Here is a 17,651-nt window from a genome sequence, read left to right as displayed (position 1 = left end):
GGCATAGCCCCCAACCGGCACTCCATCACGTTGAATAGCAGGTTCGATAGCAGCGCCGGATTTTGCGTACAGCATCGACGCTGCGAGTCTTGCTATTCAGCCGCGCCCAAATCATCTGCCAATGCCGTCTCGATTCTCGCTCGCGCATCAGCCAATCCCCCATCATCGTACGCCACAGGCTCCCCACAGCCCCACACCGGTGCCGGCCAGGCAACATCCGTCCGAAACCGCGCCACATGATGCACATGCAGTTGCGACACCACATTTCCCAATGCCGCCACATTCATCTTATCGGCCGCGAACGTCTCCGTCATCCGCGAGGCCAGCAACGAAGATTCACGGACCAATAGAATCTGATCCTCATCACTCAACGTATGGATTTCGGTAATGCCGGAACGCTCGGGTACGAGAATGCACCACGGAAAGCGCGCATCGTTCATCAACAGCAGACGACAAAGTTTGAAACGACCCAGGGTAAAAGTATCCGTCGCCAGACGCGGGTGCAGTTCAAACGGTGAGATCACTACTCCGCCTTGTGCTTGGTGGCACCGCAGCGTTCGCAGCGGTAGACCGTGAGCAGCTTGCCCTCTTTCACTTCGAAGCGACGGTTCTTGTCGATACGCCATTTGTGAAAACCATGGCGGCACATGGTCTTACCCTTGGCCTTGTCGGCCAGCCTGGGCTTGGTGAATGGCAGTACATCGCCCATGGTGCTCAATTCCTCTTTAAACTGGCGAGGTAGGCGATGATATTGTCGATATCGCGTTTCGACAGAATGAACTGCTGCATGGGGAAGTGGGGTTGCAGTAGAGTTGCGCGCATTTTCTCGGGTGAGTAACTGGCGGAATCGTTGGCCATGGCCTGGAAAGAGGGCGCTTCGACGGCTTCACTGCGTTCGCCAGGTTTGGAGTAGGGTGTTTCGTGACACTTGCCGCAATTGTCGGCCACCAGACCCTTGGCGGCATTGGCGTCACCCGCTGCCTGCACGTACGAAGCCAAGCCAAAGAGACCCAGCCCCAACGCCAGCGCTATGGATTCACTGCGTTTTACCATGCTCACTCCTCGGCAGGCGTCAGCCCGCCCCCTCGGTTTGATTGAGATAATCGGTCGCAACCAGCGTCAGACAACCCGGGCAGAGACAACCCTGCAGGTGCGGTGCGGGTATCTGCGGCAACGCGGGGAAATCACGCGCACACCAGCAACCTCCATCGTCGTCGCGCCCGCAACGGAACGGGTTGCTGCATTGGGCACAAAAGCGAGCTGCGTTTTCAGTCATGACCATCTCCGGTGCTTGTTATTGTTACCCTGCTGCCGAAGATGTCTCCCTACACCCGCGGATTCGGTTGATTTGATTGTAGACCTGTCAGCGTGATTCGGGGAGTGCTCGCCTCGGGGTCGGTGCGCAATTCGATGAGGGCGGGTTTCTCCGCCGCCACCGCCTGCGCGAACACTGCGGCGAAATCTTCGCTGCGTTCCACCGTCGCGCCAAAGGCGCCGTAGCTCCGCGCCAGCGCGGCAAAATCGGGATTGGTGAGCTTAGTCGCAACGATTCGCCCCGGAAAGCGCTTCTCCTGGTGCATGCGGATGGTGCCATACAGGCCGTTATTGGCGACGATGACGACGATGTTTGCGCCGTACTGCACCGCCGTGGCCAGTTCCTGGCCATGCATCATGTAACAGCCGTCGCCCGCGAAGCAGATCACCGGCCGATCCGGGTGCTGCAGTTTGGCGGCGACCGCGGCCGGCAGACCGTAACCCATGGAACCGCTGCGCGGCGCGAGCTGCGTTCCGTAGCGGCGATACTGGAAGTAGCGATGCACCCAGGCTGCGTAGTTGCCAGCACCATTGGTGATGATGGCATCGGTGGACAGTTCTTCGCGCAGACAGGTGACGATATCTTCCAACCGGCATGCACCCGGCGTCTTCTGCGGTACGATCCACTGCTCGTAATCGCGGCGTGCCGATTCCAGCCAACTGCGCCAGCGCCGGCTGTCGGCGAGATCGCAGCGGCCCAACTCGGCGACGAACTCCGCGCTGTCGGCCTGTACCGCGACGGTGGGCTGATAGACCCGTCCCAGCTCTTCACCCGCGGGATGGACATGGATCAAACGCTGCCTGGGCACTGGTGGTTCGAGCAGCGTATATCCGGAGGTGGTGGCTTCGCCCAGGCGCGCGCCGATGGCGAGGATGAGATCGGCATCGCGCACGCGCTGTGCCAGTTCGGGATTGATACCCAAACCCACATCGCCCACGTAGCAGGGATGGGTGTTATCGAAGTAATCCTGGCAGCGAAAGGTGGCAGCCACCGGCAACGAGTTGCGCTGGGCAAAGGTGGCCAGATGATCGGCACTCGCCTGACTCCAGCCCGGCCCGCCGATCAATGCCAGCGGGCGCTCGGCCTTCTCCAGAACCTGCAATACCGCTTCCATATCGTCGATACCGCAGCGACTGACGGTGCGGCGGTAGGGCGCCACTTCGGCCGCCGCAACGAGCTGCGACAGGATGTCCTCGGGAAAGATCAGCGCCACCGGGCCCGGACGTCCAGCGGTGGCACGACAATAGGCCTGGCGCATGTACTCGGGGATACGATCGGCATCCTCCACCTGCACGACCCACTTGGCGAGGGGCGTGAAGAACTGCACCAGGTCCATCTCCTGGAACGCCTCGCGCCCCAGCATGGAGCGCGGCACCTGACCGACGATGAGCAACAGCGGTGTCGAATCCTGCTGGGCGATGTGCAGGCCGGCGCTGGCGTTGGTGCAACCCGGTCCGCGGCTGACCAGGCAGACGCCCGGTTCGCCGGTGAGCTTGCCGTGCGCCTCGGCCATCATCGCCGCGCCGCCCTCCTGACGACAGACGATGGTTTCGATGTCGTTGGCGTCGTGCAACCCATCCAGTACCGCGAGAAAACTCTCGCCCGGCACGGTGTAAACACGTCGGCATCCGTGGCGCCGCAACTGCTCCACCACCACCTGTCCACCGTGCCTGTCACCCGCTCGCCGTGTCGCCACGCCCGCTCCATTCGCTACTGAAAAACCGCTGGCGTGCAAGTGTAGCCTACTGGCGATTGCTGCACAGGGGGCGTATCCTGCACCCCCTGCATTCCCTACCCGCCAAGTACCGCTGTACTCGCACCGCCATGCGTTATTCCAAGGACCCCGAACTCGACCGCACGCTGCACCATTCGGTGCGCGACGGGATGGCCTACGCGGTGATGGCCGGTGGCAGCGAGACCTACTTCTCGGCGTTTGCACTGTTCATGCGCGCATCGGCTCAGCAGGTGGCGATACTGGCCACGCTCCCCGCGCTGCTCGGCACCCTGGTTGCGCTGTTGGCTCCGCTGCTGGCGCAGTGGGTCGGCCGACGCAAACCCGTCGTCATCGGTGCGGCGCTGCTGCAGGGATTGATCCTGCTGCCCTTGCTGGCCAGCATCTGGTTGGCCGGTGATCATGTCTTCGCCACGCTGCTGCTGTTGTTCACACTCTACTTCGCGGGCGCCAATCTCGCCGCCCCGCTGTGGACCAGCTGGTTGGGCGACCTGGTGCCCGAACGCCGGCGCGGGCGCTTTTTCGGGCGACGCACCCGCTGGACCACCATCACCTCGTTCAGCGCGCTGGTGGCCGGCGGTGTGATCCTTCATGTGAGCGAAGCATGGGAGCAGACCGCAATTGGCTTTGCGCTCCTGCTCGGCATCGGCTGCAGCGCCCGCCTGATCTCGGTCTATCAATTGGGTCGCATGCAGGAACCGGCGCATGGCAGCACGTTGCCGCGCGTGCCCCTGGGACGCGAATGGATCCGCAACGTACGCCAGACCGGCGCGTTTTGGTTTACCGCCTACTTTGCGCTGATGCAGGCCTCGGTGGGTATCTCGGCGCCCTTCTTCTCGGTCTACATGCTGCGCGATCTCAACTTCACCTACCTTGAGTTCATGATGACCACCGGCACCGCGGTACTGGTGCAGTTTCTGACGCTCACCTACTGGGGCCGCATCAGCGATGCCTTCGGCAATCGTCTGATCCTGGTGGTGACCAGCCTCTCGGTGCCGCTGCTGCCGGCGCTGTGGGTCGTGTCGGACAATTTCTGGTATCTCATAGCGATCCAGTGCCTCTCCGGTCTGAGCTGGGCAGGCTTCAGTCTGAGCGCGGGCAATCTGCTGTTCGATCTGGTGCCGCGCAGCCAACGCTCGGGCTACGTGGTCATGCACAGTATCGTGACCGCAGGCGGCGTGTTCCTCGGCGGCTTGCTGGGTGTGGCGTTGCTCAATTGGCTGCCGGCCCGCGCCACCCTGTTCGGCGACCCGACGTTGGCCACTTCATTGTTGTGGATCTTTCTCATCTCCACGGCGGCGCGCCTCACGGTAGCGCTGCTGTTCCTGCGCCGGGTACGCGAGGTGCGCAAACCGCGGCGTGCCATCTCGCCCCACGACTTCGTGTTTCGCGCCACGCGCTTCAATGCCTTTATCGGTATGGTCTACGAGTTCGTCACGCTGTTTCGCCGCAAGGAACAGCGCTGAACGTCAGGCCCCGACGGAACCCAGCGAGAGATAGCGGTTGATGCGATCCTCGACGCGCGTGAAGACGCGCGTCAGCACGAAGGTGATGAGGAAGTAGATGATGCCGGCGTAGACGAAGATATCCAGCGAATAGGTGCGCGAGAAGATCGAACGCGTCTCGCCCATCAGATCCCACACCGCAATGGTACTCACCAGTGCGCTGCCCTTCATCAGCAAGATTACCTCGTTGCCATAGGCGGGCCAGGCAATACGCGCGGCGCGCGACAGTACCACACGGCGCATCATCAGCGCATAGGACATACCGCAGGCGCGTGCCGCTTCGATCTCGCCCTTGGGTACACCGAGAATGCCGCCGCGCAGGATCTCAGCAGTGTAGGCGGCGGTGTTGAGCGTCATACCGAGAAAACCGCACCACTCGGCGTTGCCGAGCACTGCCCAGGCGGCGCTCCCGCGGACCGCTTCGAACTGGCCGAGTCCGTAGTAGATCAGAAACAGCTGGATCAGCAGTGGCGTGCCGCGGAAGAAATAGATGTAGGCGTAGGCGGGCACCCACAACCAGCGCCGACGCGATACCCGCGCCAATGCCAACGGCACCGCCAGCAACAACCCCACCACCGACGCAAGCGCTACCAGCTTGAGGGTGATCAGCGTGCCGTCGAACAAACGGTCGCCGTAACGGGTGATGATCTCGAAGTCCATCAATTCGCCCTCGGCACGCCGCGTGACGCCCAGCGCTCCATGCGCAGGCGAGCGCCATCGGAAACGATGGCCAGCAGCAGGTAGATCAGCGCCGCCACCGCATAGAAGGTGAAGGGTTGCTTGGTGGTTTCGGCCGCCACCTTGGACCAGCGCAACAGCTCATCGAGCGCGATGACCGAAATCAGCGAGGTGTCCTTGAGCAACACCATCCACAGGTTGCCAAGGCCGGGCAGGGCGAAACGCCACATCTGTGGCAGGCGTATCCGATGAAAGACCTGCCACGGCGTCATGCCGCAGGCGATACCCGCCTCGATCTGACCCTGGGGTACTGCAAGAAAAGCGCCACGCAGCACCTCACTGGCGAAAGCACCAAAGACCAGGGCCAGGGCGAAAGTGCCGGCGAGAAAGGCGTTGACCTCGATATAGTCATCGTAGCCGAACCAGCCGACGACGGTCTGCAGCAATGCCGACGCGCCAAAGAAGACCACCAGCACCACCAGCATCTCGGGCACGCCACGCACCAACTCGGTATACCCGCGCGCCACGCCCCGCGCGAGGCGAGAGCGTGACAGTCGTGCCGAGGCCGCCGCAAGCCCGAGGACAAGTCCGAATCCCAGCGACACAACAGCGAGTTGCAGCGTCAGCCAGGCTCCGGCGAGAATCTCATCGCCAAAGCCCTGATCGCCGAAACTGAGCATTTCCCACATGCGTTGAGCAAACTGTCGAAAGTTGCGGCGTCGGTGGACTCAACCACCGGCGCCGCAACCATAAACGATCTAGAAGATATCGAACGGAAAATACTTGGCGTTGATTTTCTGGTAGGTGCCGTCGGCGCGAATCTCCTTGAGCGCCTTGTCAAATTTTTCGGCCAGGCTCTTGTCGCCCTTGCGCACGGCGATACCGATCTTGTCGTTGATATCGATGGAGTCGCCGATGAACTCAAAGCCGGAATTGTCTGCCTGCTGCATCCAGTCGTAGGCGGGGTAGATATCGGAGAGCAGCGCGTCGATGCGGCCCGCTTTCAGGTCGAGATAAGCCGCTTCCTGGGTGTCGTAGACCTTCACGCTGGCACTTTTGCGGAAGTTGTCTTCCAGATGCTGCGCGGCAATGGTGGCACGCTGCGCACCCAGGTTCTTGCCCTTCAAACCCTCGGCGGTCGCCTGCAGGCCGCTGCCCTTGGCGGCGACGAAACGCAGATAGTTGGAATAGTAGGGACTGGTGAACGCCACCTTCTGTTTGCGCTCGTCGGTGATCGACATGCTGGCGATGATCGCATCGTACTTCTTCGCCAGCAGGCCGGGGATGATGCCGTCCCAATCCTGGGCGACGATGTCGCATTTGGCGTTCATTTTGGCGCACAACGCCTTGGCGATATCGACGTCGAAGCCTTCCAGCTCACCGCTGGCACTCTTCATGTTGAACGGAGGGTAAGCGCCCTCCGTGGCGATGCGTACGCTGTCGGCGAGCGCGGCACCACTACCGCCCGCGATCAGTGCCAGCGAAATCAAAATCAGTTTCAGTTGTTTCATCTTATCCTCCTCGTTGAATACTTACGCAGCTGTTACTTGTTGTGATTGCAAACCAACCGGTCTCCCACGGGGTGAGCCGGCACCTCTCTACAAACTTCGCTATAACTGGCTGGCCAGGAACTGGCGGCAGCGCTCTGACCTCGGCGAACCGAAGACCCGGGCGGGATCGCCCTGCTCTTCGACCTGACCCTGGTGCAGAAAAATAACCTCTGACGAAACCTCGCGGGCGAAACCCATTTCGTGCGTCACCACGATCATGGTGCGCCCCTCGTCGGCGAGCCCGCGCATCACCTTCAACACCTCGCCCACCAGCTCGGGGTCGAGGGCGGAGGTCGGCTCGTCGAACAGCATCACCCTGGGCTCCATGGCCAGCGCACGGGCGATGGCCGCGCGCTGCTGCTGGCCGCCGGAGAGGGAGCCCGGGTAGAAATTGCGCTTGTCGGCGATACCCACCTTATCGAGCAGCGCCTCGGCACGCGCGACCGCTTCGGCCTTGGGGAGCTTGAGCACGTGCACCGGCGCTTCGGTGACATTTTCCAGGATGGTCTTGTGCGCCCACAGGTTGAAGCTCTGGAACACCATCGCCAGACGCGCGCGGATCGACTCCACCTGACGCTTGTCGGAAGGCTCCATTCCACCGCCTTTGCACTCGCTCATCGCGATCTCTTCGCCGTTGACCCAGATGCGGCCGGCGTCGGGTTGCTCCAGCAGATTGATGCACCGTAACAGCGTGCTCTTGCCCGAGCCGCTGCTACCGAGGATCGAGATGACATCGCCGTCGTGCGCGGTAAGGGAAACTCCCTTGAGCACTTCGAGCTTGTCGAAGCGTTTGTGGATGTTTTCCAACACTAGGGCCGGCAGACGCCCGTCGACGGAGGAGGCGTGCTCTTTGTGTGCTGCGCTGTTCACAATCGATGCCTTGGACTCTGCGTTCTTCTAGTTATGCGTATTCAGCTGAACGGGCGGACCATCATGGCAACCGTCTTGGTTCCGCCTTCGGTCTCCTGGCTGCCTACCGGCTGATAGCCCATGCGCTCATGAAAGGCCAAAGATACCTCATTCAGCGGGCGGGTGTTCACTTCACACGCCACCAGGGGCGCTTGTCGCGCCGCGAACCGGTGCAGATCCTCGTAGAGCAAGGCACCCAGGCCGCGCCGATGGTGCGATTTCGCCACCGCTACCCGATCAATATAGACGAACTGAACGTAACGTTGCGCAAACCAGCGGTAATTGAGGCTCGCGTAGGGTTGCCCTTCGCGCAGGGCCAGCAGAAAGCCCGCCAGCACCTCACCGTCGCGCATTACTCGAAAATAGGCAGACCATTCCCGGAGCTGGCGCAGCGCATCAAGCGTCAGGCTGCTCACGTGGGGTTGGGAGATCTGGTTCAAGGCCAATATCGCCGGGAGATCGGCCTCGACTACGTCATCTAACAGGGGCATGGGCCTAATGGTAACTCAGGAGCCGGGACCCGCTACAGCCAGCGGCGCACCCGGTTCGTGTAGCCCACGTAATCGGCGCCAAACAGCTCACTCAGGAATCGCTCCTCCACCCCGATTTGAAAGCGATTCATGTAGATCACAAAAGCGACCACCAACAAGGCTGCAAACCCATTGGCAAGATAAAACGCCCAAGCCAGCAGCAGAATCGCCATACCGAGGTACATCGGATTCCGCGAGTAGCGGTAGATCCCGACAACAACCAGCGATGACGCCTTCCCGGGATAGCGCGGGTCGGCGGTGGTTCTGGCGGCGCGAAACGAAACGATCCCCGCAGCAATCACGACGGCACCCAGCGCCGCCAGCAAAAGCGCAATCCTGGCGCCATAGGGGATAACGACCGACAGGGATTTTGTCCATGCGCCAAGCCCCCACATCGCCGCCGCCGTGAGCAGGGCAAGTGCCAGGGGCGGGATCTTCAGTTCAAGTCTCGACATGGCAACAGTGCGGGCTCACGACTCGGCACGGCCCGCGCAGCCAATGCAAAGGGTCGCCGCAGGATTGACCTCCAGCCGTCGCCGCGCGATGGGTTCGCCGCAGTTATCACAATCGCCATACCCGCCATCCTCGAGGCGTTGCAGCGCGCCACTGATGCGCCGCAGTTCCTGCTCGCGCCGACGCTTGGCCTCCACCGACATCGCCTGCGACTGCAGGGCATCCATGCGCGACAGGCGCCCGACACGCTGTTGATCGAGTTCCACCGCCATGGCCGCATCGTCTCCGGCCGCGGCCGTCGCCAGCAATTCGTCGCGCCGCCCGATCAACAGGGCGCGCAACCTTTCATCATCAACCTCAAGGTTCTCGACCACCCCGATCACCCGGGGCGCGCGAGGCTCACCACCTCGCCAAAGGTGGCATATTCGCTGGCACCCAGACGACCCAGGGGATCGAGCGCGGCGGCATCCACCTTGATGCGCCCCTTGGCGTTGGTGTGGACGACCGCATCATCGATATAGATACCTTTGACGCGTCCCAGGATCAGCGACTGCGGGCTGTTGCCGATCTCCAGGATCTCATGGCGTTCGCAGGCGTAGGCGATGCGGCAATCGGCGAGGCGCGGCAGGCGCGATCCCTCCATCGGCGCCGTGGCCAATCCCAGCTGCTCCACTTCCGAGACCTCGGGTGGCAGGGTCGCCGAGCTGGCATTCATGGCTTCGAGCATCTCGCGATGCGCGATGTGTACGACGAAATCGTTGCGTGCCTCGATATTGACGCGCGTGTCCTTGTGCGTCCCGTCCGGTTGCTTGCCCAACGAGATCATGATGATGGGCGGATCGCTGCACACGGCATTGAAGTAGGAAAAGGGCGCAAGATTGAATCCCCCCGCTGCGTTCTCCGACAGCACCCAGGCGATGGGCCGCGGGATCAGCGTCTGGATCATGTTGAAGTAAACCTGATTGGGGCTCATGGTGCGCAGATCGATATACATACCTTGCCTTTCAGAAATGGCCGGTCTCGCATTGAACTATAGCCATTGATCGCTGTGCGAGACTTGGCGAACCGCCGGCGATTGGTTAGGGTGCAGAACATCGTAGCGTGAAGACAGGCCATGATCCCAGAAAAAGTCCGCCGGATCCTCACCCGGCACCGGCTCACCCCGCTGGAGTTCGAACCCGGCAGCACTCCCACCTCCGAACTCGCGGCCGCCAGGATCGGCTGCCAGGTGGGCCAGATCGCCAAATCGATGCTCTTCAAGGGCAAGGATGGCGCCTTCCGACTCATCGTCTGCCCGGGCGACCGGCGCGTGGACAACAAGAAACTCAAGAATACCCTGGGGGTCAACGCCCGCATGGCGACCGCGGCGGAGACGGAGCAGGTCACCGGCTTTCGTCCCGGCGCGGTCTGCCCCTTCGGCCACGAGGCGCTGCCGCTCTTTGTGGATGTAGGGCTTGGTGACTATGACACCATCTACCCCGCCGCCGGAACCGATGCCTCGGGCGTGCCGATGCGCTACGACCAGCTGTTGCGTATTACGGGGGCAGAGGTCTGCAACGTGATGAAAGAGGAGATGTAGCGTCCGTCGCTTACGCGTCTCCATCCACCCAGTAGACCCTGTGGTCGGTTACGGTAACCGCTTCCGCCTGCAGTGAGTCACCGGCGCAGGGGCCATACTCACAGTAGCCGTCGTGAATGCGAAACAGGGCGCCATGGGTGGCGCATTGGAGGTACTGTTCCTCGCTATCGAGGAACTGATCGGGCAGCCAGTTGAGCGGTGTGCCCACATGAGGGCAGGCATTGCGATAGGCGTAGACGGCGCCATCCCGGAACGCGAGGAGGATAGCGACGGATTCCTCACCGACCTCGAGCTCGAATCCCTTCGTTTTGGCATCCACCAGGTCCTGCAAATGACAAAGCTCGCGCATAAAAGCTCACCTATCCTGGACGATGCCATCCACCTCACCACGGCGCGACGACCCACTCTTCAAATCCGCATCGGCGAGGTGAAAAAGCAGTGTAACCGATACATAAGTAAAAACAAATGTTAAATATTATTAATATCTATTTTCATTTATGCCTAAAGACCTTAATAATCGTACCCCTGAATACAGCACATCTGCGACACTGCGGGTGCGCCACCCAGAGAATGACCGTCGATATTCAATCCGAGGAGGCCACGAATGGCTAAGACCTATCAAGCGGGCGTAAAAGAGTACCGCGAAACGTATTGGGATCCGAACTACACGCCCAAAGAGAGTGATGTCCTGGCCTGCTTCAAGGTGGTGCCTCAAGCCGGCGTACCCCGCGAGGAGGCCGCCGCCGCCGTAGCCGCCGAGTCCTCGACCGGTACCTGGACCACCGTGTGGACCGACCTGCTGACCGACCTCGACTACTACAAGGGCCGCGCCTACGCCATCGAGGACGTGCCGGGCGACGATGAGGCCTTCTTTGCCTTCATCGCCTACCCCATGGGCCTCTTCGAAGAGGGCTCGATCGTCAATGTCTTCACCTCGCTGGTCGGCAACGTGTTCGGCTTCAAGGCGGTGCGCTCGCTGCGCCTGGAAGACATTCGCTTCCCACTCTGGTTCGTCACCACCTGCGACGGCCCGCCCCACGGCATCCAGGTCGAGCGCGACAAGCTCGACAAGTACGGCCGTCCGCTGCTCGGCTGCACCATCAAGCCCAAGCTCGGTCTGTCGGCCAAGAACTACGGCCGCGCCGTCTACGAGTGCCTGCGCGGCGGCCTGGATTTCACCAAGGACGACGAGAACGTCAACTCGCAGCCCTTCATGCGCTGGCGCGACCGCTTCTCCTTCTGCCAGGAGGCCATCGAGAAGGCCGAGAAGGAGACCGGCGAGCGCAAGGGTCACTACCTGAACGTCACCGCGCCCAACGTCGAGGAGATGTACAAGCGCGCCGAGTTCGCCAAGGAGATCGGCTCGCCGATCATCATGTCCGACTACCTGACACTGGGCTGGGCCGCGCATTCGAGCCTGTCGCGCTGGTGCCGCGACAACGGCATGCTGCTGCACGTCCATCGCGCCATGCACGCCGTGCTCGACCGCAACCCGCGTCACGGTATCAACTTCCGCGTGCTGACCAAGCTGCTGCGCCTGCTGGGTGGTGATCACCTGCACTCCGGCACGGTGGTGGGCAAGCTCGAGGGCGACCGCGAGGCCACCATCGGCTGGATCGGCATGATGCGCGACCGTTTCAACAAGGAAGATCGCGCCAAGGGTATCTTCTTCGATCAGGACTGGGGCCAGATGCCCGGCCTGTTCCCGGTCGCCTCCGGCGGCATCCATGTCTGGCACATGCCGGCACTGGTCTCCATCTTCGGCGACAACTCGATCCTGCAGTTCGGTGGCGGCACCCTGGGTCATCCGTGGGGCAACGCAGCCGGCGCCGCGGCCAACCGCGTCGCGCTGGAGGCCTGCGTGCAGGCTCGCAACGAGGGCCGCGAACTGGAGAAGGAGGGCAAGGAGATCCTCACCACCGCCGCCAAATCGAGCGCCGAGTTGAAGATGGCCATGGAGACCTGGAAAGAGATCAAGTTCGAGTTCGACACCGTCGACAAGCTCGACATCTCGCACAAGTAGGAGCGGCGGCAGCCGCGAAGTCGCGCCGCAAGGCGCTCCTTGAACACGCCAAGCCATGAAGGAATTGAAATGAGCGAACCCCAAGACTACGCATCCCGCCTGTCGGACCCGAGCAGCCGCAAGCTGGGCACCTTTTCGTATCTGCCGCCGATGGATGCCGACCAGATCCGCAAGCAGATCCAGTACATCGTGCAGCAGGGCTGGAATCCGGCCATCGAGCACAGCGAGCCGATGCACGCCAGCAGCAACTACTGGTACATGTGGAAGCTGCCGATGTTCGGTGAATCCGACGTCGACCGCATCCTCACCGAGATCGAGGCGTGCAAGAAGGCCAACCCGGGACACCACGTGCGCCTGATCGGCTACGACAACGTCGCGCAGTCCCAGGGCGCGAACATGATCGTCTATCGCGCGCCCATCGAGGCCTGAAGTCACGTTGGCCGGCGGCGGGCGGTCCCGCACCGCCCGCCGCCGGCCCTGAGAAATGACCCGTATCGAACGGATTTCGTCGATTCGCAGTTCACCCCTTCTCCCTCGGGGAGAAGGTTGGGATGAGGGTGGTTTGAGTCGTGAATCCCCTCACCCTGACCCTCTCCCGGCAGGAGAGGGGATTCTCAGCCGTCCCCCCATCTCAGCCCTGGAATCCCACCGTGAGCGACCTTGACCAGTACCAAATAGCCAACGAACCCTTCTACCGCCCGGTCGGCGACGAGATCGCCAAGTACGAGGCCGCTTACGCAGCGCGCATGCCGGTGATGCTCAAGGGCCCGACCGGTTGCGGCAAATCGCGCTTCGTCGAGTACATGGCCTGGAAGCTCGGCAAGCCGCTGATCACCGTGGCCTGCAACGAGGACATGACCGCCTCCGACCTGATCGGGCGCTTCCTGCTCGATATCAACGGCACCCGCTGGCAGGACGGCCCGCTCACCACCGCGGCGCGCCTCGGTGCGATCTGTTACCTCGACGAAGTGGTGGAGGCACGCCAGGACACCACCGTGGTGATCCATCCGCTCACCGATCACCGCCGCATGCTGCCGTTGGAGAAGAAGGGCGAGCTGGTGCAGGCGCATCCCGATTTCCAGATCGTCATCTCCTACAACCCCGGCTACCAGAGCCTGATGAAGGACCTCAAGCAGTCGACCAAGCAGCGCTTTGGCGCCATGTCCTTCGACTACCCACCCACCGAGGTCGAGTGCGAGATCGTCAGTCACGAGGCCGGCGTGGATGCCCCCACCGCCGAGCGTCTGGTGCAGATCGCCCAGCGCAGCCGCAACCTCAAGGGCCACGGCCTCGACGAGGGCATGTCCACCCGCCTGCTGATCTACGCCGGGCAGCTGATCAACAAAGGCATCGCACCGGTGGCCGCCTGCGAGATGGCGCTGGTCGAGCCGCTGACCGACGATCCCGATATGCGCGACACGCTGGATGCGGCGGTCAAGACCTTCTTCGGATGAGCAGAACCAACCGTAGGAGCGGCGGCAGCCGCGAGTGTTTATTGAGGTCGATTTTGCACCAAGACGCGAAGACGCCAAGCGCGCCAGGAAAAACAAACCCTTTGCGTCTTCGCGTCTTGGCGTTGAAAGAATTCAATCTACCCATTCGCAGCTTCCGCCGCTCCTACGGCCAGGTAAACACACCATGACCGTGACATTGGACGACTACCGGGACGAACTGGTCGCTGCGGTCCCCGAACTCGCCGACACCCTGGAGTCCACCTTCCACGAAGCGGCGCGGGTGATGTCCCCCGCCGGGCTCAAGGACTACCTCGAAGGCGCCCGCGGCCTGGTCAATCTGGGCAAAGAGCAGCAACTTCTCACCACGTATCTTGAAGAGATGCCGCTGGTGGCGCGCGAATGCGGCGAGGACGTGATCCGCGACTGCGTGCACGCGGTGATGAAGCTCGCCTCCATGACCTCGGGGGGCGTACTGACCCTGGTCTTCGCTACACTGCCCACCGCCGCCAGCCGCCTCGGCGACCCGGAACTGCTGCGCGGCTACCTGCAACTGCTGCACCGCCTCACCGCCAACGCCCCGCGCGGCTTGCGGCCGATGCTCAACCACCTCGACGAGCTGCTCGGCAAGCTCACCCTCTCGGGCCTGCGCCGCTGGGCCGACTTCGGCGCCGAGGCCTACCGCCGCGACCTGCCCAAGCAGGCCGGCTACTTCGGACTGGAGACCGAAGACAGCAAAGCAGTGCTGCAGCAGGAGCGGCGCGGCACGCTGTTCATCGACAGCCAACGCAAACTCAACTTCTACCTGCGCGCCTTCTGGGGCCGCCCCTTCTTCCTGCGCCCCACGGCGGCGGACTATCTCGGCTTTCGCTGCTTCATCGAGGCACGCACCCTCCATCTGCCCGACGCAGTGGACGATATCGCGGGGCTCAGCGGCCTCGATCTCTATCGCGCCATGTGCGCCCACATGGCCGCGCACCTGGTCTACACCACCGAACCGCAGTCGGCCGAGGCGCTGGCCCCGGCGCAGCAGTTCTTCGTCGGACTGGTGGAAGATGCGCGCGTCGAGTACCGCGCCATCCAGGCCTTTCCCGGCATGCGCCGCCTGTGGCGCGACCTCATGACGGTGCCCAAGTCCGGCAGCATCGAGCACGAGAGCCTGCCGCTGATCGAGCAGATCGCCCTGGCGCTGCTCGATCCCGCCGAGCGCACCGGCGATGACGAGATCGACGCCATCGTCGCGCGCTTTCACGACGAGATCGCCACGCACGCCGAGGACGGCCAGTTCGCCTGGCACATCGGTCTCGACCTGTTCAATCTGCTCGCGCGGCGTCAGGCGATGCCGAGCCTGCGCATCCTGGAAAAACTGCGCATCCCCTACCGCGACGACAACCGCTTCATCTGGTCGCTCAATCAGCACGACTGGTCCGAGTCCTCCGCCTACCTGCCCGCCAGCCAGCGTCAGGTGCGCAAGCGCGTCGGGCTGATGGAGTTCATCAACGAGGTCGAGGTGGAGAACGCTGGCGACGACGCGCAGGAGATCTGGGTGCTGGGTAGCGAACTCTTCCCCTACGAGGACATGGGTGTCTCCTACAACCAGATGGAAGGCAAGGAGCCGGTCTCCGATCCCTTCCACTATCAGGAGTGGGACTACCAGGTGCAGCTGCACCGTCCCAACTGGGCGACTGTTTACGAACGCCGCCAGGGACGCGCCGATCCCAAGCTGATCGATGACGTGCTCACCGCGCACAAGGGCGTCAGCCACCGCATCAAGCAGATCATCGACCGCCTGCGCCCGCAGGGAGTGAGCCGTCAGCGCAAACTCGAAGACGGCGACGAACTCGATATCAACGCCGCGGTGGACGCCATGGTCGCGGTACGCATGGGTCTGCACCCCGACACGCGTATCACGATGCGCAACGTGCTCAACCGCCGCGATCTGGCGGTGGTGATCCTGCTCGACCTCTCCGAGTCCACCAACGAAAAGGTGCGCGGTTCCGACAAAACCATCCTGGAGCTGACCCGCGAGGCCTCGTCGCTGGTGGCCACCGCCATCACCGGCATCGGCGATCCCTTCGCCATTCATGGCTTCGCCTCCGACGGACGTCACGATGTGCAGTACTACCGCTTCAAGGATTTCGACCAACGCTTCGACGCCGAGGTGAAGAGTCGCCTGGCGGGCATGCAGGGCGGGCTCTCAACGCGCATGGGGGCGGCGATGCGCCACGCCGGGCGCCACCTCATGCAGCGCAGCGAGCGCCACAAGCTGCTGCTTATCGTCACCGACGGCGAACCGGCCGACATCGACGAGCGCGATCCGCAGTACCTGCGCATGGACGCCAAAAAGGCGGCCGAGGAGCTGCGCAGCACCGGCGTGCTCAGTTACTGCCTGACCCTCGATCCGCTCGCCGACCGTTACGTCGAGCGCATCTTCGGCGCCAATCACTACACCATCATCGATAACGTGCAGCGCCTGCCGGAGAAGCTCCCAACCCTGTTTGCCAGCCTGACACGCTGATGTCCACCCGTATCGACGATCTGCCCGTCATCGCCACCCGCCCCGATCAGATCGAGGCCGCGCTCTACAATCTGTGGCGGCGCGCGCGCCAGCGCTTCGGCACCCGGTTGCGTATCGAGCTGCCGGGATTGAAAGAGATGGCGCTGCTTCTGGAAGACGACGCCTGGGTGGTGGTCGATCAACGCCAGTACGACCTGCCGATACTCGCCTGGGTGCAATTCGCCCCCGAAGGACGCGCCGCCCTCCACGAACCGGTCCGCTGCACCCTCAACTACTACCACTTCATGGCGAGCCAGCTGCGTGCCAAGGTGCTGGAATTGATGCACGAGAATCTACAAACGCGTTTGCATCCAGGGGGCGAAGGCAAATAGACGGGAGAGCGGCCAACCAACCGCGCCTGTAATCACCTTACGGTCCCTGCTCCTTGAGGGAGACAGCTTTGCCTGGAGCAACGCTGGTCGCACGCAGTGCGCCCGAGGGGAGGAAGCCATCCATGACTGCGACCAACGTTAGGATGAGGGGAACCCTACCATGACTTTGCAAGCCCTGATCTTCGACGTCGACGGCACCCTCGCCGAAACCGAAGAGGCACACCGCCACGCCTTCAACGACGCCTTCCAGGCCGCCGGTTTCGCCTGGTACTGGGACCCGTCCCTCTACCTGCGACTGCTCGCCGTGGCCGGTGGCCGCGAACGCATCCGCCACTACCTCGCCATGCTGCAGCCCGAGTTCCTTGCCGACCCCGATCTCGATGCACTCATCGCCACCCTTCACGCCGACAAGACCCGCCGCTACGCGGAACGGGTCGCGGCCGGTGAAGTGGCATTGCGCCCCGGCGTGCGTCGCCTGCTCGACGAGGCGCAGGCGGCGGGGCTGCGTCTGGCCATCGCCACCACCACCGGCATGAGCAATGTGCTCGCGTTACTCGACGTCACGCTCGGCACGGGCGGTCGCGAGCGCTTCGAAGTGATCGGCGCCGGCGAACAGGCCGCCGCCAAGAAACCCGCGCCCGATGTCTATCGCTGGGTGCTCGAACAGCTCGACCTCCCGCCCAGGGCGTGTCTGGCTATCGAGGATTCCGCCAACGGCCTGCGTGCCGCGCTGGGTGCGGGCATTCCCACCGTCGTTACGCGGAGTCGCTACACCCAGGACGATGGTGTCGCGGGTGCCGTAGCGGTGGTCGATGATCTGGAAGCGGATCGGGTGGATGTGGAGCGGTTGCGCTGCTGGCATGCTGAGGCGCAACTCAAGGCGAGTGCAGGTCTTTCAAACTTCTAATTCGTCCTGGCACGGTGGCGCGTTGAGACGGCGGATCCCCTGACCGAATCAGAATGAACGGCAAAAGGGCTTTGACCCCTTTCGGCTGTAATCAGCAACAATGATCGCTGCCCGGTGTGTTCAAATGACG

22 protein-coding genes are annotated in these 17,651 nt (G+C 62.7%); 8 read left to right on the top strand and 14 right to left on the bottom strand.

Annotated elements, in window-relative coordinates:
- Positions 1 to 92: 92 nt before the first annotated feature.
- The 5 genes from DWQ09_09745 to DWQ09_09725 are packed head-to-tail and all read right to left on the bottom strand — an operon-like array spanning position 93 to position 3,011.
- Positions 93 to 626, bottom strand: a complete 534-nt coding sequence (locus DWQ09_09745) for an HIT domain-containing protein (GenBank protein KAA3628452.1) — start codon at positions 624 to 626, stop codon at positions 93 to 95.
- Positions 524 to 709, bottom strand: a complete 186-nt coding sequence (locus DWQ09_09740; protein ID KAA3628389.1) for a hypothetical protein — start codon at positions 707 to 709, stop codon at positions 524 to 526. Before DWQ09_09740 ends, DWQ09_09745 begins: the two co-directional genes overlap by 103 nt.
- Before the next feature lie 5 nt (positions 710 to 714).
- On the bottom strand, positions 715 to 1,053 hold the full coding sequence (locus DWQ09_09735; GenBank protein KAA3628388.1) for a hypothetical protein: 339 nt from the start codon (positions 1,051 to 1,053) through the stop codon (positions 715 to 717).
- 19 nt (positions 1,054 to 1,072) lie between these two features.
- Positions 1,073 to 1,282 (bottom strand): hypothetical protein, encoded by a 210-nt coding sequence (locus DWQ09_09730; GenBank protein ID KAA3628387.1) that lies wholly within the window; start codon positions 1,280 to 1,282, stop codon positions 1,073 to 1,075.
- A gap of 43 nt (positions 1,283 to 1,325) precedes the next feature.
- Entirely contained in the window at positions 1,326 to 3,011 is a 1,686-nt protein-coding gene (locus DWQ09_09725) for a thiamine pyrophosphate-binding protein (GenBank protein ID KAA3628386.1), read from the bottom strand.
- Between the two features lie 128 nt (positions 3,012 to 3,139).
- On the opposite strand from DWQ09_09725, the gene DWQ09_09720 reads away from it, so the two are divergent.
- The gene (locus DWQ09_09720) at positions 3,140 to 4,513 is read left to right on the top strand and encodes an MFS transporter (GenBank protein ID KAA3628385.1); all 1,374 of its coding nucleotides are present in this window, start codon (positions 3,140 to 3,142) and stop codon (positions 4,511 to 4,513) included.
- A 3-nt stretch (positions 4,514 to 4,516) separates the two neighbouring features.
- Here the strand turns inward: DWQ09_09720 and DWQ09_09715 are convergent, their stop codons facing one another.
- The 8 genes from DWQ09_09715 to DWQ09_09680 form a co-directional block, all read right to left on the bottom strand.
- Entirely contained in the window at positions 4,517 to 5,212 is a 696-nt protein-coding gene (locus tag DWQ09_09715) for an ABC transporter permease subunit (protein KAA3628384.1), read from the bottom strand.
- Entirely contained in the window at positions 5,212 to 5,919 is a 708-nt protein-coding gene (locus DWQ09_09710) for an ABC transporter permease subunit (protein ID KAA3628383.1), read from the bottom strand. The genes DWQ09_09715 and DWQ09_09710 overlap by 1 nt, the downstream gene beginning before the upstream one ends.
- Before the next feature lie 69 nt (positions 5,920 to 5,988).
- Positions 5,989 to 6,741 (bottom strand): amino acid ABC transporter, encoded by a 753-nt coding sequence (locus tag DWQ09_09705; protein KAA3628382.1) that lies wholly within the window; start codon positions 6,739 to 6,741, stop codon positions 5,989 to 5,991.
- Positions 6,742 to 6,840: 99 nt separating this feature from the next.
- Positions 6,841 to 7,650 carry an ATP-binding cassette domain-containing protein gene (locus tag DWQ09_09700; GenBank protein ID KAA3628381.1) on the bottom strand — a complete coding sequence of 270 codons (810 nt, stop codon included), beginning with the start codon at positions 7,648 to 7,650 and terminating at the stop codon, positions 6,841 to 6,843.
- 41 nt (positions 7,651 to 7,691) lie between these two features.
- On the bottom strand, positions 7,692 to 8,180 hold the full coding sequence (locus DWQ09_09695) for a GNAT family N-acetyltransferase (protein ID KAA3628380.1): 489 nt from the start codon (positions 8,178 to 8,180) through the stop codon (positions 7,692 to 7,694).
- 32 nt (positions 8,181 to 8,212) lie between these two features.
- Entirely contained in the window at positions 8,213 to 8,674 is a 462-nt protein-coding gene (locus tag DWQ09_09690) for an isoprenylcysteine carboxylmethyltransferase family protein (GenBank protein KAA3628379.1), read from the bottom strand.
- 15 nt (positions 8,675 to 8,689) lie between these two features.
- A complete protein-coding gene (locus DWQ09_09685; GenBank protein ID KAA3628451.1) occupies positions 8,690 to 8,944 on the bottom strand; it encodes a TraR/DksA family transcriptional regulator in 255 nt (84 codons plus the stop codon).
- A gap of 107 nt (positions 8,945 to 9,051) precedes the next feature.
- Positions 9,052 to 9,666, bottom strand: coding sequence for a flavin reductase family protein (locus DWQ09_09680; protein ID KAA3628378.1), 615 nt, complete (start codon positions 9,664 to 9,666; stop codon positions 9,052 to 9,054).
- Between the two features lie 120 nt (positions 9,667 to 9,786).
- Here DWQ09_09680 and DWQ09_09675 point away from each other — a divergent pair, with 120 nt between their 5' ends.
- Positions 9,787 to 10,251, top strand: a complete 465-nt coding sequence (locus DWQ09_09675) for a YbaK/EbsC family protein (GenBank protein KAA3628377.1) — start codon at positions 9,787 to 9,789, stop codon at positions 10,249 to 10,251.
- Positions 10,252 to 10,261: 10 nt separating this feature from the next.
- Here DWQ09_09675 and DWQ09_09670 read toward each other — a convergent pair whose 3' ends face one another.
- On the bottom strand, positions 10,262 to 10,600 hold the full coding sequence (locus DWQ09_09670) for a Rieske (2Fe-2S) protein (GenBank protein KAA3628376.1): 339 nt from the start codon (positions 10,598 to 10,600) through the stop codon (positions 10,262 to 10,264).
- A gap of 255 nt (positions 10,601 to 10,855) precedes the next feature.
- Between DWQ09_09670 and DWQ09_09665 the strand changes: the two genes are divergently transcribed.
- The 6 genes from DWQ09_09665 (at position 10,856) to DWQ09_09640 (ending at position 17,521) form a co-directional block, all read left to right on the top strand.
- Positions 10,856 to 12,274 (top strand): form I ribulose bisphosphate carboxylase large subunit, encoded by a 1,419-nt coding sequence (locus tag DWQ09_09665; GenBank protein KAA3628375.1) that lies wholly within the window; start codon positions 10,856 to 10,858, stop codon positions 12,272 to 12,274.
- Positions 12,275 to 12,343: 69 nt separating this feature from the next.
- On the top strand, positions 12,344 to 12,703 hold the full coding sequence (locus DWQ09_09660; GenBank protein KAA3628374.1) for a ribulose bisphosphate carboxylase small subunit: 360 nt from the start codon (positions 12,344 to 12,346) through the stop codon (positions 12,701 to 12,703).
- Positions 12,704 to 12,924: 221 nt separating this feature from the next.
- Positions 12,925 to 13,728, top strand: coding sequence for a CbbQ/NirQ/NorQ/GpvN family protein (locus DWQ09_09655; protein ID KAA3628373.1), 804 nt, complete (start codon positions 12,925 to 12,927; stop codon positions 13,726 to 13,728).
- 184 nt (positions 13,729 to 13,912) lie between these two features.
- A complete protein-coding gene (locus DWQ09_09650) occupies positions 13,913 to 16,243 on the top strand; it encodes a nitric oxide reductase activation protein NorD (GenBank protein KAA3628372.1) in 2,331 nt (776 codons plus the stop codon).
- Positions 16,243 to 16,614, top strand: coding sequence for a hypothetical protein (locus DWQ09_09645; protein KAA3628371.1), 372 nt, complete (start codon positions 16,243 to 16,245; stop codon positions 16,612 to 16,614). The genes DWQ09_09650 and DWQ09_09645 overlap by 1 nt, the downstream gene beginning before the upstream one ends.
- A 160-nt stretch (positions 16,615 to 16,774) precedes the next feature.
- Complete coding sequence (locus DWQ09_09640; GenBank protein ID KAA3628370.1) at positions 16,775 to 17,521, top strand: HAD family hydrolase; 747 nt, start codon at positions 16,775 to 16,777, stop codon at positions 17,519 to 17,521.
- Positions 17,522 to 17,651: the final 130 nt, after the last annotated feature.

It is taken from the genome of Pseudomonadota bacterium, assembly GCA_008501635.1.
Taxonomy (GTDB): domain Bacteria; phylum Pseudomonadota; class Gammaproteobacteria; order QQUJ01; family QQUJ01; genus QQUJ01.
This window is presented reverse-complemented; position numbering and strand designations above follow the sequence as displayed.

Coding starts and splice junctions, on each gene's coding strand:
- DWQ09_09745 (KAA3628452.1), bottom strand. CDS start 626: ATGGCGTATCGACAAGAACCGTCGCTTCGAAGTGAAAGAGGGCAAGCT.
- DWQ09_09740 (KAA3628389.1), bottom strand. CDS start 709: ATGGGCGATGTACTGCCATTCACCAAGCCCAGGCTGGCCGACAAGGCC.
- DWQ09_09735 (KAA3628388.1), bottom strand. CDS start 1,053: ATGGTAAAACGCAGTGAATCCATAGCGCTGGCGTTGGGGCTGGGTCTC.
- DWQ09_09730 (KAA3628387.1), bottom strand. CDS start 1,282: ATGGTCATGACTGAAAACGCAGCTCGCTTTTGTGCCCAATGCAGCAAC.
- DWQ09_09720 (KAA3628385.1), top strand. CDS start 3,140: ATGCGTTATTCCAAGGACCCCGAACTCGACCGCACGCTGCACCATTCG.
- DWQ09_09715 (KAA3628384.1), bottom strand. CDS start 5,212: ATGGACTTCGAGATCATCACCCGTTACGGCGACCGTTTGTTCGACGGC.
- DWQ09_09710 (KAA3628383.1), bottom strand. CDS start 5,919: ATGTGGGAAATGCTCAGTTTCGGCGATCAGGGCTTTGGCGATGAGATT.
- DWQ09_09705 (KAA3628382.1), bottom strand. CDS start 6,741: ATGAAACAACTGAAACTGATTTTGATTTCGCTGGCACTGATCGCGGGC.
- DWQ09_09695 (KAA3628380.1), bottom strand. CDS start 8,180: ATGCCCCTGTTAGATGACGTAGTCGAGGCCGATCTCCCGGCGATATTG.
- DWQ09_09690 (KAA3628379.1), bottom strand. CDS start 8,674: ATGTCGAGACTTGAACTGAAGATCCCGCCCCTGGCACTTGCCCTGCTC.
- DWQ09_09685 (KAA3628451.1), bottom strand. CDS start 8,944: ATGGCGGTGGAACTCGATCAACAGCGTGTCGGGCGCCTGTCGCGCATG.
- DWQ09_09680 (KAA3628378.1), bottom strand. CDS start 9,666: ATGTATATCGATCTGCGCACCATGAGCCCCAATCAGGTTTACTTCAAC.
- DWQ09_09675 (KAA3628377.1), top strand. CDS start 9,787: ATGATCCCAGAAAAAGTCCGCCGGATCCTCACCCGGCACCGGCTCACC.
- DWQ09_09670 (KAA3628376.1), bottom strand. CDS start 10,600: ATGCGCGAGCTTTGTCATTTGCAGGACCTGGTGGATGCCAAAACGAAG.
- DWQ09_09665 (KAA3628375.1), top strand. CDS start 10,856: ATGGCTAAGACCTATCAAGCGGGCGTAAAAGAGTACCGCGAAACGTAT.
- DWQ09_09660 (KAA3628374.1), top strand. CDS start 12,344: ATGAGCGAACCCCAAGACTACGCATCCCGCCTGTCGGACCCGAGCAGC.
- DWQ09_09650 (KAA3628372.1), top strand. CDS start 13,913: ATGACCGTGACATTGGACGACTACCGGGACGAACTGGTCGCTGCGGTC.
- DWQ09_09645 (KAA3628371.1), top strand. CDS start 16,243: ATGTCCACCCGTATCGACGATCTGCCCGTCATCGCCACCCGCCCCGAT.
- DWQ09_09640 (KAA3628370.1), top strand. CDS start 16,775: ATGACTTTGCAAGCCCTGATCTTCGACGTCGACGGCACCCTCGCCGAA.